The following is a 13,615-nucleotide window of genomic DNA, read 5'->3' as shown; positions in this document are numbered from 1 at the left end:
GCGCGGCGGCAACGGGCGAGTCCATGGGCGAGTCCGCGGTCGGGATCGAGGTCGCGCAGTTCGCGATAACCGGCATGACGTGCGCGGCGTGCGCGACCCGGATCGAGAAGGGCTTGAACCGGATCGAAGGCGTATCCCGCGCGACGGTCAACTTGACGATGGAGTCGGCTCGGGTCGTGTTCGAGTCGGATCGCGTATCGGCGGCCGACATCATGGGCAAGGTCGAGCAGCTCGGCTACAAGGCGACGCCGAAGGAGAGACGCGAGGAGACGGAAGCCCGGCATCGGCGGGAAATCCGGCGTCAGCGCGGGAAGCTGGCCGTATCCGCGCTCCTATCGCTGCCGCTGCTGTGGGCGATGGCCGCTCACTTCAGCTTCACGTCCTGGCTATGGGTTCCCGACCTGTTCATGAATCCGTGGTTCCAGCTGGCGCTCGCGACGCCCGTGCAGTTCGTCATCGGCCGGCCGTTCTACGCGGGCGCCTACAAGGCGCTGCGCAGCGGCGGCGCGAACATGGACGTGCTCGTCGCGTTAGGCACTTCGGCCGCGTACTTCTACAGCCTCTATCTATCGATCGACTCGATCGGCGATCACCATCGGGCAGAGCTGTATTACGAGACGTCCGCGCTGCTCATCACGCTCATCGTGACGGGCAAGCTGCTCGAGATGACGGCCAAAGGCCGCTCGTCCGACGCGATCATGAAGCTGCTCGTGCTGCAGGCGAAGACCGCGCTCGTCGAGCGGGACGGCGTGCTGGTCGGCGTTCCGATCGACGCGGTCGCGCACGGCGACGTCGTCTTCGTCAAGCCGGGCGAGAAGGTGCCGGTCGACGGCGTCGTGCTTGAAGGCGTATCGAGTATCGACGAATCGATGCTGACCGGCGAGAGCGTACCGGTGGACAAAGCCGAGGGAGCCAACGTGTACGGCGGGACGATGAACCGGAGCGGTTCGCTTCGCGTTCGCGCCACGAACGTAGGAGAAGATTCCGCGCTGTCGCGAATCGTGCGCGCGGTAGAGGAAGCGCAGGGCGCCAAGGCGCCGATCCAGCGCGTCGCGGACAGGATCTCGGGCGTGTTCGTGCCGATCGTCGTCGGCATCGCGCTCGCCACATTCTTGATCGCTTACTTCGCGGCCGTGCCGGGCGACTTCTCCCATGCGCTCGAGCTGACGATCGCCGTGCTCGTCATCGCTTGCCCGTGCGCGCTCGGGCTGGCGACGCCGACGTCGATCATGGCGGGCTCCGGCCGCGCCGCGGAGCACGGAATCCTGTTCAAGAACGGTCAATCGTTGGAGCAGACGCACCGGATCGATACGGTCGTGCTGGACAAGACCGGCACGGTGACGATCGGCAAACCGGTATTGACGGATGTGGAGCTCGCCGTAAGTCCGGAGTGGACGAGGGAGCAGCTGCTGGTCTGGATAGCCTCGGCCGAAAGCCATTCGGAGCACCCTCTGGCGGAGGCGATCGTCGTCGGCATCGAGGAAGAGATCGGGGCCGCGCGGATCGCCGTCGATCGCTTCGAGGCGATACCCGGGCACGGCGTGCGTGCGACGGTACAAGGACGAGCGCTCTTGATCGGGACGCGCAAGCTGATGGCCGACAATGGCATCGAGATCGGTACGGCTGCGGAGGAGTCCCTTCGCCGATTGGAGGCGGAGGGCAAGACGTCGATGCTCGTCGCCGCGGACGATCGGTTCGCCGGGATCGTCGCCGTGGCGGATACGATCAAGCCGACATCCCGGGAGGCGATCGAACGTCTTCGCGAGCTCGGGTTGCGCGTCATCCTGTTGACGGGCGACAACGCGCGCGTCGCTCGCGCGATCGCCGATCAGGCGGGCATCGGGGAAGTCGTCGCGGAAGTGCTGCCGAACGGCAAAGCCGAAGCGATCCGACGGCTGCAAGCGGAAGGCCGCAAGGCGGCGATGGTCGGCGACGGCCTGAACGACGCGCCGGCGCTTGCGTCCGCCGACGTCGGCATGGCGATCGGGACGGGGACGGACATCGCCATCGCGGCCGCGGACGTGACGCTGCTGCGGGGAGATCTGAACGCGATCGCGGATGCCATCTTTATGAGCCGCAAGACGATGCAGAACATTAAGCAGAACTTGTTCTGGGCGCTGGGCTATAACGTGATCGGCATCCCGATCGCGGCCAGCGGCTACTTGGCTCCGTGGCTGGCCGGTGCGGCGATGGCGCTCAGCTCGGTGTCCGTCGTGCTGAACGCCTTGCGCCTTCAGAAGGTGAAACCGAATCGGTGAACGGGTATTCGGTAAATAGCGGATGACGAACGAGCGGCCGTGGGGGCCGCTCGTTTGCGTTGTTAGGCGATTATAGCGTTATGTGGTAACGTTATAATGGGGGTTGAAGGTGCCGTGGCGGTGTAGCGTTATGTGGTAACGTTAGAACGACGGTAGCGCTTATGGCGCGCGACCGCCGAATAAGTTTTTCATTTTATGAACGCGCGTTTATTGAAATTTACGCCACCAGCGCCTATGATGATAAGGTAGCGTATAACGTTTTCCTTGAGAGGAGCCGCAGACGAAGATGAAGCTGGATTTAACGAACCGAGTCGCGCTCGTGACGGGCGCGACCGGACAATTGGGACGCGTCATGGCGCGCACGCTGGCGCAATGCGGAGCGGACGTCGCGATTCATTATCGCAGCAACGAGGAACAGGCGACGAAGCTGAAGGACGAAATTACGGCGTTGGGACGCCGAGCGGTTATCGTGCATGGCGACGTCACGAACTTGGATTCGATCATGGCCATGAGAGATCGAATCGCGGCGGAGCTCGGCTCGGTCAATATCGTAGTCGCGAATGCCGTCGCGCAATACCAATGGACGTCGATTCTCGAGCAAGCGCCGGAAGATTACGAGAGCCAATTCGACTCTTGCGTCATGCAGAGCGTCTACTTGGCCAAGGCGTTCGCGCCGGCGATGATCGAAGCCCGGTGGGGGCGGTTCATCGGCATTAACACCGAATGCGCGATGCAGAACTTCGCGACCCAATCCGCCTACGTCGCGGGCAAACGCGGCATGGACGGCGTCTATCGCGTGCTGGCCAAGGAGATCGGCGAGCACCAGATTACGGTCAACCAAGTGGCGCCGGGCTGGACGATCAGCGACCGGGATCGCGAGAACAGCACCGAGCGCAGCGAGTCGTACGAGAGCACCGTGCCGTTGAAACGCAGAGGGACGGATCAGGAAATCGCCAACGCGGTCGCTTTTCTCGCGTCGGACTTGTCTAGCTTCATCACGGGCGCGTACATTCCGGTAAGCGGCGGCAACGTCATGCCGACGATCTAACGAAAGCAATGGAAGGGGAAACGGACGATGGATAAGGCGATACTGGGCAGAACGGGGCTCGAGGTTACGAAGCTCGGCTTCGGCGCGATGGAGATTCGCGGGCCTCGCGTGTGGAACGGCAGACCGGTAACGGACGAACAGAGCGGGACGATACTTAACGCGGTGCTCGACGCCGGCATCAACTTCATCGACACCGCCTACGACTATGGCAACAGCGAAGAGCTGATCGGCAAGCATATTAGCCATCGCAGACACGAATACGTGCTGGCCACCAAATGCGGCTGCACGCTCGTCGACCACGGGGATCACGACGAGACTCCGCACGTATGGACGAGAGACAACCTGCTTCGCAATATCGACGTAAGCCTTCGCCGGATGAAGACGGACTATATCGATCTGTGGCAGTTGCACGGTCCGACGGTCGCTCAAGCGGAGGAGGGGCAACTGGTCGACGTGCTGAAGGAAGTGCAGGCGACCGGCAAAGTACGCTGGATCGGTATCTCGTCGTATTTGCCTCATCTGCCGGCCTATATCGCATCCGGCGACTTCGATACGTTCCAGGTTCCCTATTCGGCGCTCGAACGCGAGCATGAGAACTTGATCTCGCAGGCCGGCGAAGACGGCGCGGGAATCATCGTCCGGGGCGGCGTCGGACGCGGCGAACCGGGCGAAGGGCTCGGATTGGCCGACCGTTGGGCGGCATGGGAGGCGGCGAAGCTGGACGAGCTGCTCGCCGAAGGGGAGAGCCGCACCGGCTTCCTGCTGCGCTTCACGCTCAGCCATCCGCAGCTGTCGACGACGATCGTCGGCACGCTTAATCCCGCTCACCTCGCGGATAACGTCAAGTACGCGGCGATGGGTCCGCTGTCTGCCGACGTGTACGCGGAAGCGAAGCGCAGGCTGGCGTCGAACGGCAGCAAGCCGGTCGCGTAATTCGTCATTGGCGAGGGAGATTGCTTAACGCTAGCAGGAGCAGCAATCGGGCGAAAATCAGGCTTCGAGCATGAGACTCCTGCAGTGTAATCGCAAGAAGCACCTTCATCTCCCAACGGAGCGGAAGGTGCTTCTCGCCATTTCAGGCGTTCGCGCGAGCCGCCGTACCTGCGGATTTGCGGTTCGCCCGGATGCGGCGCAACTTCATCGGGCGAACCGCGGAATAATCGCGTTCGTCCCGCAACCTCGTCCGCGAACCGAGCGTCTAATGAGGAAGAAGCTCGTTTGAATGACGATGGAGGTTGTACGATGATAGTCGCAAGAAAAGTATTGCCATTGATGTTGTCCGTTCTCCTATGCATATCCTTACTCGGTCCCGTTTCGTCCGCTCATGCCGCCCAACCGATCCGGATCTATCTCGACGGAGTCAAGATCGATTCCGACGTCGCGCCGTATATCGTGCCGAAGGCGAACGTGACGATGGTGCCGCTGCGAGTCATTAGCGAAAGCTTGAAGGCCGCGGTCGGCTGGAAGCAGAGCACGTCTACGGCGACGATTACCAAAGGCGATCTGAAGCTGTCGATGAAGGTCGGCCAGAAGCACGCGCTCGTGAACGGCAAGCAGGTGAAGCTGGACGCGAGCGTGCAGATCAAGAACGGCCGCGCCATGGTGCCGTTGCGATTCGTCAGCGAACAGCTCGGGTTGCTCGTTACGTGGTATGCATCCGTAAGCACGATCAAGCTGGAATCGTTCAGCGGCGCCGGCGAGCTTCGCGGCGCTTGGATCTCCACCGTCTATAATCTGGATTGGCCGTCCGCCTTGTCCTACGGGAACGCGGACATGCAGCGCCAAGAATTCTCCGCGCAGCTGGACGATCTGCAGGCGATGGGGTTGAACGCCGTATACGTTCAAGTCCGGCCTTCGGCCGACGCGCTCTATCCGTCGAAGCTGGTGCCGTGGTCGAAGGCATTGACCGGAACGCAGGGCGTCGATCCCGGCTACGACCCGCTTGCGTACATGATCGACGAGACGCACCGGAGGGGCATGGAATTCCATGCCTGGTTCAATCCGTTCCGGGCGAACGTCGTTACGAAGACGGATACGCTGGCGGCGAATCACGTCGCGATCGCGCATCCGGATTGGATCGTTAACGCGGGCAACGCGCTATATATCAATCCCGGCATACCGGATGCGCGCAAGCACATTATCGACGCGATCATGGAAGTGGTGAAAGGGTATGCGGTCGACGGCGTCCATCTCGACGATTACTTCTATCCGTCGCACGAGGTATTCGCCGACGAGGCCGCGTACGCGGCGTACAATCCGTCCAACATCTCCGATATCGGAGATTGGCGGCGCGATAATATTAACCAGTTCGTCAAGAAGCTCGGCCAGACGATCCATGCCGCGAAACCGAACGTCTCGTACGGGATCAGCCCGTTCGGCGTCTGGCGCAATATCGCTACCGATTCGTCGGGCTCGGATACGCGAGCGGGCGTGGAGACGTACGACGACATGTACGCGGACGTCAGGACGTGGATTCGCGAGGAATGGATCGACTACGTCATGCCGCAAATCTACTGGAGCCTATCGCTCTCGGTCGCGCGTTACGACAAGCTGGTCGATTGGTGGACGAACGAAGTGCGGGGAACGAACGTCGGCCTGTACATCGGCCATGCGGCGCATAAGCTGGGCACGGCCGAGACGGGCTGGCAGTCCGGCGAGGAGATTATCGATCAGCTGAAGTATAACGAGAAATACCCGGAAATCGGCGGAGACGTATTCTTCCGTTCGGCGTTCTTGCGCTCGAATACGCTCGGTATCGTGCCGCTCTTGCAGGCGCACTACGAAGTCGGTTCGAATTAGCGCGCGGACCATTCCGCCAACCGGCGGGACAGCCAATCTCGCATGACGGCGAACACTTCCTCGCGCCTCAGCTCGTTATACAGTTCATGCTGGAAGCCGTCCCATCCGATCCATTCGCAGACGGATCCGGCGGCTTCCGCGAACTGCTTGCTGGCGGCGGACGACGTCACCTTGTCTTCGGTCGCGTGCAGGACGAGCGTCGGCACCGTCAAGAGGGAAGCGTGCTCGATCGCCCAACGTCCCGAGCGCAGCATCGACAAGAAGAACTTGGCCGTAATTCGTCCGTGTCCGAGCGAATCGTTCACGTACCGGGCGATCATCTCCGGATCGGACGTCAGAACCGCGGCCTTCAGCGGCCGGTCGTTCGTATAGGACGGGTAAATCCGCTCGATGACCCGTCCGATCGCGACTTGAAGAGAGGGCGGTCTGAACGCCAGCTTCAGCCAAGGACCGGAGACGACCGCGCCGGCGATCCGGGGCTGCTTGCGAAGCAAGTAGTTCAGCGTGACGTTGCCGCCCATGCTATGGGCGATCAGGAATACCGGCAGGCCGGGGTACGATGCCGCCGCTTCCGCGAGCAGAAGGTCGATGCCTTCGAAGAGCGCCTCGTACGTCGGCGTATGGCCGCGCTTGCCGGCCGTTCGGCCGTGTCCGCGCTGATCGAAGCCGATGACCGCGTAGCCGTCTCGGGTAAGCCAATCCGCGACGTGGCCATACCGTCCCATATGTTCGCCCATGCCGTGCACGAGGCCGACGACGGCTTTGGCGGGTATTCCCGCCGGAGGCTGCCACGCGCAGCCGTACATCGCGGTACCGTCTTCGCAAGTCCATGAATGCTCCTTGAATGTCATGTTCATGATCCTCCCGTGCTCCTGGCGAAGTAGTCTATCTCTATTTTATATGGATCGCGTATGTTATTATAGCCCTATCTTGCAAGACGGCCGGAGCGTACAGTCGATGACGATCAATGGACAAGACCTTATCGCGCCTATCCTCATCTCGGTGAAGGTGGCGCTCATCAGCAGCATAATCGCGTTCGTCTTCGCCGTCGCGGCGGCAAGGTGGACGTCCCGTCGCCGATTCCGGGGGCAAAGCCTCGTGGAGACGGCGTTCTTGTTGCCGCTGGTCCTTCCCCCGACCGTCGTAGGCTTCGCGCTGCTCGTCGCGTTAGGTCGGCGCAGTTGGATCGGCGAGTCTTACGAATGGCTGACCGGTCAGCCGGTGCTGTTCACGTGGATCGCGGCGACGATCGCGGCGAGCGTCGTGGCGTTCCCGCTGGCGTACAGGACGATCAAGGTCGGCTTCGAGGAAGTCGAGCCCGCGTACGAGGACGCGGCCCGATCGATGGGGGCCAGCGAATGGCAAGTGTTCCGGTTCATTACGGTTCCGCTCGCATCGCGCGCGCTCGTCGCCGGCTATATTCTCGGCTTCGCGAGGGCGCTCGGCGAATTCGGGGCGACGCTCATGGTCGCCGGCAACATCCCGCACCGGACGCAGACGATTCCGACCGCGATCTACTTGGCCGTGGACGGAGGGCTGTGGCGGCTCGCGTGGACGTGGGCGATCGTCATGGCGATTCTCTCTTTCCTGCTCCTGCTGGCGGCGGGCCGATATTCGAGAAGATGATGCTTCGATCCGATTGGATCGGGGCATCTTTTTCGTCTACAATGATGATATAGCAGACTTACACAACTCAATGAGACGAGGTGCTTCATATGAGCGAGCAACAACCGAAGACAGAATTGGCGACGTTCGCCGGAGGGTGCTTCTGGTGCATGGTAACGCCGTTCGAAGAGCTTCCGGGCATTCGCGGCATCGTGTCCGGCTACACGGGAGGACATACGGTCAATCCGACTTACGAAGAGGTGTGCTCGGAGACGACGGGACATGCGGAAGCGGTTCAGATTACGTTCGACCCGGCTATCTTCCCGTATTCGAAGCTGCTCGAATTCTACTGGCGTTCGGTCGATCCGACGGACGCGGGGGGACAATTCCACGATCGCGGCAACTCGTACCGCCCGGCGATCTTCTATCACGACGAAGACCAGAAGAGGGAAGCGGAAGCATCGATGAAGGCGCTCGAAGCGAGCGGTCGGTTCGATCGTCCGATCGCGGTGACGCTGGAGCCGGCTTCGACGTTCTATCCGGCGGAAGATTACCATCAGGATTACCATAAGAAAAACCCGCTCCGCTACAAGTATTATCGCAGCGGATCGGGCAGGGACGCGTTCATCGGCCGTCATTGGAACACGGACAAAGACCGCGCCGAGCTGCGGAAAAGGCTGACGCCGATCCAATACGAGGTCACGCAGAATAACGCGACGGAGCGGCCGTTCACGGGCGAATACTATGCGCTCGAAGAAGAGGGACTGTACGTCGACGTCGTCTCCGGCGAGCCGCTGTTCAGCTCGCGGGACAAGTTCGACGCCGGTTGCGGCTGGCCGAGCTTCTCCAAGCCGTTGCAAGGCATAACCATTCAAGAGATCGAGGATTACACGCACGGCATGTCCCGTACGGAGGTGCGCAGCCGGGAAGCGGATTCCCACCTGGGCCACGTGTTCAACGACGGCCCGCGGGAGCTCGGCGGTCTCCGCTACTGCATCAACTCCGCGTCGCTGCGCTTCGTTCCGAAAGACCGGTTGGAGGCGGAAGGCTTCGGCCGCTACTTGCCGCTGTTCAACGACTGACGACGAGCGTCAATAGAGGACTCGCCACAGGTAGAACGTCGCGTACGCCTCCCAGCCGGCCCAACCGGCCGCCAGCTCGCGGATACGCGCGACCGAAGGCTTGTCCGGCAAGTCCAAGACGGCTTTGAGCGCGTTGTGAAGCCCGACGTCGTCGATCGGGAACGCGGACGGGTACCGCAGGCAACGCATGAGCACGTAATTCGCCGTCCAAGGCCCGATGCCGCGAATGCCGACGAGCATGCGTTCGGCCGTCTTGGCGTCGCCGGCATCGAGCAGCATTCGCTTGCCGAGCGCGCCATCCGCGACCAAGCGGGCGACGCCGATCAAGTATTCCGACTTGCGGCCGGTAATTTGAAGCGGGGTCAACGCATCCGGCGACAACGCCGCGATCGCGGCCGGCTCCGGAAACGTCCAGTACCGTCTGCCTTCGTGCTCGGTCGCCTTGCCGAACGTCTCGACGATCCGCCGCTTGAGCGCGTACGCGAAGGCCAGGTTAATCTGCTGGCCGAGAATGCCCCAACAGATCGCTTCGAACAGATCGGGAATGCCGACAATGCGCAAGCCGCGGAACCGCTCCGCGACGTCGCCGAGAATCGCGTCCTGCCGCGCCATCGCGTAGAAAGGCTCCAAATCCGAGTCCAAGTCGAACCACTCCCGCACGTAACGGGCGATCGCTTGGACTTCTTCTTGCGAGGGCGGCGCATCCTTGGCTTCGATCATCCGAACGTGAAGCGGCGCGTTGCCGCTCCCCGATATTCGGACGAGCGGATCGGACAGGCCGGTCGGGATTCGCTTCCATATCGCGCCGTCTACGACGGCATGCAAGCATTCGTTCGGAGAACGGGATAAGTACGCGACGTTCGCGTCGTAATCGAACGAGCCGGGTACTTCGATCGTGAATTCGTTCGATGTCATCATGCAACCGTCCTTCGTCTTCGATTGGTGCGAGCTACTTCGTTATCTAGTTATACCACATGCAGGGATCGTCCGATCTTCGTAAAATTGCGGTTCCATTCGAAACCGCTAACGTTTCCCGGCGGTCGGCGCTATACTAGGCGGTAGGAGGTGAGGCGAGGTGGACGATACGAATTGGCAAGCGATCGTCGAGTGCGACGAATCGTACGACGGCAAGTTCTATTACGCCGTCGCGACGACGGGCATCTTCTGCCGGCCGTCGTGCAAGTCGAGAACGCCGTCTCGCGACAACGTGACGCCGTTCGATTCGACCGCGCAAGCGCTAGCTGCCGGCTATCGGCCTTGCAAACGCTGCAAGCCGGACGAGTTGGCGGCGCCTAACGAATCGTGGGTCGAGCGGATTTCCGCGTACATCGAGCAACGACTGGCCGAGCCGATCACGCTGGAGGCGCTCTCGGCGCATATGCACGGCAGCCCGTACCATCTGCAGCGCACGTTCAAGCAGTTGCGCGGGATGACGCCGGCGCAATACGCGCTAGGGAAGCGGATCGAGCACGCGAAGGCGATGCTGGCCGGTACCGGGCAATCGGTCTCTGACATCGCTGCGGCCGTCGGGATGCGCAGCGCGGGCCATTTCGCGACGGTATTCCAGTCGAAGACCGGCCTGTCGCCGACGGCGTATCGCCGCCATCGCCTCGCGACTACGAATCTACGGGAGGGCGGTTACGATGAGCGGAACGCGGACGAAGGTTGACGTCTACTGGACGGAGCTGCGAGAAGCAGAGTGGCGTTTCGTCGTGGCGGCGACGGACGAGGGGCTGTGCTACGTCGGCTCGCAGGACGGTTCGCCGTCGGATCTGGCGGCCTGGGCGGACGCGCGCTACGGAGGACAATACGAGCTGTCTAGGGACGATCGCAAGCTGGCGCCCTATATCGGGCAACTGACCGAATATTTGCAAGGGAAGCGGAAGGCGTTCGAGCTGAAGACGGACGTCGGAGGGACGGCTTTCCAGAATTCGGTGTGGCAAGCGATGAACGAAGTCGGCTACGGCGCGACCGCGACGTATTCGGATATCGCGGAGCGGATCGGGAGGCCCTCGGCCGTCCGGGCGGTCGGCACGGCGATCGGACGCAACCCCGCGCTTATCGCCTTGCCCTGCCATCGGATCGTCGGGAAGAACGGCGCGTTGACCGGCTATCGCGGAGGCTTGGACATGAAGGAAATGCTGCTGAAGCTGGAGAGAACATGAGACGTCCGCGTAAGCCTATCGCGGCGTTCGCCGTCGGCCTGCTCTCGCTGCTCGTCGCTTGCGACGGAGACGCGGACGGCGTCGTCAGGGAGAGCGCGAGCCCGCTCGCCGATCCGGGATCGCCATCGGCGGACGCGCCGGACATCTCGTTGTACGTATCCGATCACGGACTGCATGTGCCGGGGGAAGAAGATCCGTTCTTCCGCTACATGGAGAGCAAGGCAAACGTAGATCTTGAAGTCACGTACTTGGCTCACGCCCAATACAACGAGCAGTTGAAGCTGAAGTTCGCCGGCGGTTACGAACCGGACGTCTACCAGAGCTGGAACGCGCCCGAACCGGCGCTCGTTCAAGACGGCAAAATTCTCGTGCTCAACGATCTGATCGACCGCTACGGGCCGAATTTGATGAAGAACATTCCGAAGTCCGCGTGGGAAGCCGTCACCGTGGACGGCGACATCTTGGCTGTCCCGCAACCGACGAGAACGAAGCAAGGACAAATCTTATACGTCCGTCAAGATTGGCTGGACGAGCTGAATCTGGACGTGCCGACAACGTCGGACGAGCTGCTCGAAGTGATGCGCGCGTTCAAGACCCGGGATCCGAACGGGAACGGACTCGCGGATGAAATTCCGTTCACGATGCGGCAGAACTTCGCATGGGGCGAAAATATATTCGGCATGTGGGGCGTGTACACCGCGTTCTCGGAAACCGCCTATAACGGAGAAATCATATTGGGCAGCGTCCACCCTAACATGGTCCCGGCGCTCGATTACTTGAAGACGATGTTCGCGGAGGGACTGCTCGATCCGGATTTCATGACGAACAGCAAATCGAACTGGGAACAGAAAATCAGACAAGGCATCGTCGGCATCTGGGGACATGCGCCCGAGATGGCCTGGCAATGGCAGCAGGAGCTGAACGCCTCGATCGGTTCGCAGAAGCCCGACGTCGTCGCGATTCCTACGCCGAGAGGCAGCGGATACGAAGGTCCGGTCGGCGTACGTTGGAGTCCGATCGACAAGACGTTCGCGTTGTTCAAGAACGCCCGCAATCCCCAAGCGATTATCGAATGGCTCGATTGGCTCGCCAGCGACGAAGGCCAGATTTTCACCGATCTAGGACTCGAGGGAGTTACCTACGATAAGCGGGAGGGCGATTACGTCTACCGCGCGCAGCAGAAGGATCGTCTCGATTGGCTGCAGACGATCTACAAGCTTCATGGCCGAAACGCGTCGACCGAGGTTGCTTGGGTCACGAACGCCGTCGCGGATAAGAAATTGAAGCTGGCGAACGACATCGCCGATTCCCAAGGTTTCGTCAGCGAGACGATCGGCATGCCGAACATCGAGAACGACTACCATATCCACTCGTTGTTTCCCCAAGAAGCGGCGGAGATCATTATCGGCAACAAGCGACCCGAGTCCTACCTGGATTTCATCGCCGAATGGAAAGCGAGCGGGGGGCAACGGCTGATCGACGAACGCACCCGTTGGGTGAAGGAGAATCGAAGAACCGACATCTGAATTTACGGACGCCCGAGAGGTTGTCCTTCAAGTCTGCCATGACTTGGAGGGCAACCTCTTTTGCGCGCGCGGAGCCGCTTCGCAAGTGTGATATATACCGATGCATGTCGATATATCGCCTCATGGTTGGCCCTGAAGTAAGCGTCTACAATGAAGGCATACGACACAGACCAAGGACGAGGGAGTGCATACGCATGGAACGGACCGTACCGACAATCGCGCCGAAGACATCGTTTTTCAAGTTCATGTGGAGGCATCGCGCGCTTTATCTCATGCTCGTTCCGGGTCTCGCCTACTTGTTGCTGTTCAAATACGTACCGCTTTTCGGAAGCGTCATCGCGTTCAAGGACTACAACATCTTCAAGGGCTTCTGGGGCAGCGAATGGGTCGGCATGAAGTATTTCGAACAATTTTTGAATTATCCGCAATTTACCCGGCTGCTATGGAACACGTTGATCATCAGCTTCTATCAACTGATCTTCGCCTTCCCCGCGCCGATCATTCTGGCGGTACTGCTTAACGAAGTGCGCAACGTCGCCTTCAAGAGAAGCGTTCAGACGCTTCTGTACTTGCCGCACTTTCTGTCATGGGTCATCATCGGCGGGCTCGGCTATATGCTGCTCTCCCCGCAAATCGGCTTGATCAACCAATGGATCACGTCGACGGGCGCCGAGCCGATCCATTTCATCCAAGATCCCGATTACTTCCGGACGATCATCGTATCCTCGGGCATCTGGAAGGAGATGGGCTGGAACGCCATTATCTTCTTGGCCGCGCTGGCGGGCATCAGTCCTTCGCTCTACGAAGCCGCGAAGATGGACGGCGCCGGTCGCTGGAATCAATTCAGGCATATTACGCTGCCGGGGCTGCTGCCGGCGATCATGCTCATACTGCTGCTCAAGATCGGACATACGCTCGACCTCGGATTCGAACAAATCTACATCTTCCTGAATCCGATCACGTACGAGACCGGCGACGTTCTCGATACGTACTCGTACCGCGAAGGCATCGTGCAGGGCCATTACAGCCTCACGACGGCAATCGGTTTGTTCAAAGCCGTCGTCGGATTCGTGCTGCTGATCGTCGCGAACCGCGCGAGCAAAGCAACGACGGGGCAAGGCATTTTCTAAGA

Annotated in this window: 12 protein-coding genes; 10 read left to right on the top strand and 2 right to left on the bottom strand. The window is 60.9% G+C overall.

From position 1 onward, the window contains the following. Positions 1 to 23 precede the first annotated feature (23 nt). The 4 genes from ACFQZG_RS01705 to ACFQZG_RS01690 all read left to right on the top strand — a co-directional run bounded on the left by ACFQZG_RS01705 (position 24) and on the right by ACFQZG_RS01690 (position 6,105). Positions 24 to 2,258, top strand: a complete 2,235-nt coding sequence (locus ACFQZG_RS01705; protein ID WP_378150423.1) for a heavy metal translocating P-type ATPase — start codon at positions 24 to 26, stop codon at positions 2,256 to 2,258. A 286-nt stretch (positions 2,259 to 2,544) separates the two neighbouring features. Next, the gene (locus ACFQZG_RS01700; protein ID WP_378149445.1) at positions 2,545 to 3,306 is read left to right on the top strand and encodes an SDR family NAD(P)-dependent oxidoreductase; all 762 of its coding nucleotides are present in this window, start codon (positions 2,545 to 2,547) and stop codon (positions 3,304 to 3,306) included. Positions 3,307 to 3,333: 27 nt separating this feature from the next. Next, complete coding sequence (locus tag ACFQZG_RS01695; RefSeq protein ID WP_378149443.1) at positions 3,334 to 4,239, top strand: aldo/keto reductase; 906 nt, start codon at positions 3,334 to 3,336, stop codon at positions 4,237 to 4,239. 312 nt (positions 4,240 to 4,551) lie between these two features. Then, the gene (locus ACFQZG_RS01690; protein ID WP_378150422.1) at positions 4,552 to 6,105 is read left to right on the top strand and encodes a family 10 glycosylhydrolase; all 1,554 of its coding nucleotides are present in this window, start codon (positions 4,552 to 4,554) and stop codon (positions 6,103 to 6,105) included. On the opposite strand, the gene ACFQZG_RS01685 is transcribed toward ACFQZG_RS01690, so the two are convergent. Then, positions 6,102 to 6,962, bottom strand: coding sequence for an alpha/beta hydrolase (locus ACFQZG_RS01685; RefSeq protein WP_378149441.1), 861 nt, complete (start codon positions 6,960 to 6,962; stop codon positions 6,102 to 6,104). The two genes, ACFQZG_RS01690 and ACFQZG_RS01685, sit on opposite strands and share 4 nt — an antisense overlap. Positions 6,963 to 7,062: 100 nt before the next feature. On the opposite strand from ACFQZG_RS01685, the gene modB reads away from it, so the two are divergent. Both modB and msrA read left to right on the top strand, forming a co-directional pair. Then, entirely contained in the window at positions 7,063 to 7,731 is a 669-nt protein-coding gene (modB, locus tag ACFQZG_RS01680; protein WP_378149439.1) for a molybdate ABC transporter permease subunit, read from the top strand. Between the two features lie 89 nt (positions 7,732 to 7,820). Then, positions 7,821 to 8,792: a peptide-methionine (S)-S-oxide reductase MsrA gene (gene msrA, locus ACFQZG_RS01675; RefSeq protein ID WP_378149438.1), complete on the top strand. Its 972-nt coding sequence runs from the start codon at positions 7,821 to 7,823 to the stop codon at positions 8,790 to 8,792. A gap of 9 nt (positions 8,793 to 8,801) precedes the next feature. Here msrA and ACFQZG_RS01670 read toward each other — a convergent pair whose 3' ends face one another. Next, positions 8,802 to 9,707, bottom strand: coding sequence for a DNA-3-methyladenine glycosylase family protein (locus ACFQZG_RS01670; protein ID WP_378149436.1), 906 nt, complete (start codon positions 9,705 to 9,707; stop codon positions 8,802 to 8,804). A gap of 160 nt (positions 9,708 to 9,867) precedes the next feature. Here ACFQZG_RS01670 and ACFQZG_RS01665 point away from each other — a divergent pair, with 160 nt between their 5' ends. From ACFQZG_RS01665 to ACFQZG_RS01650, 4 genes are all read left to right on the top strand, one after another. Continuing rightward, positions 9,868 to 10,461: a bifunctional transcriptional activator/DNA repair enzyme AdaA gene (locus ACFQZG_RS01665; protein WP_378149434.1), complete on the top strand. Its 594-nt coding sequence runs from the start codon at positions 9,868 to 9,870 to the stop codon at positions 10,459 to 10,461. Then, complete coding sequence (locus ACFQZG_RS01660; RefSeq protein WP_378149432.1) at positions 10,436 to 10,957, top strand: methylated-DNA--[protein]-cysteine S-methyltransferase; 522 nt, start codon at positions 10,436 to 10,438, stop codon at positions 10,955 to 10,957. The genes ACFQZG_RS01665 and ACFQZG_RS01660 overlap by 26 nt, the downstream gene beginning before the upstream one ends. Continuing rightward, positions 10,954 to 12,483 (top strand): extracellular solute-binding protein, encoded by a 1,530-nt coding sequence (locus tag ACFQZG_RS01655; RefSeq protein ID WP_378149430.1) that lies wholly within the window; start codon positions 10,954 to 10,956, stop codon positions 12,481 to 12,483. Before ACFQZG_RS01660 ends, ACFQZG_RS01655 begins: the two co-directional genes overlap by 4 nt. Before the next feature lie 194 nt (positions 12,484 to 12,677). Beyond that, positions 12,678 to 13,613, top strand: coding sequence for an ABC transporter permease (locus ACFQZG_RS01650; protein ID WP_378149428.1), 936 nt, complete (start codon positions 12,678 to 12,680; stop codon positions 13,611 to 13,613). The last annotated feature ends 2 nt before the right edge of the window (positions 13,614 to 13,615 follow it).

Origin of the sequence: Cohnella sp. GCM10027633 (genome assembly GCF_042675445.1) — a bacterium.
GTDB lineage: Bacteria > Bacillota > Bacilli > Paenibacillales > Paenibacillaceae > Cohnella.
The sequence above is the reverse complement of the archived record's forward strand: the minus strand, read 5'-3'. Positions and strand labels throughout refer to the sequence as shown.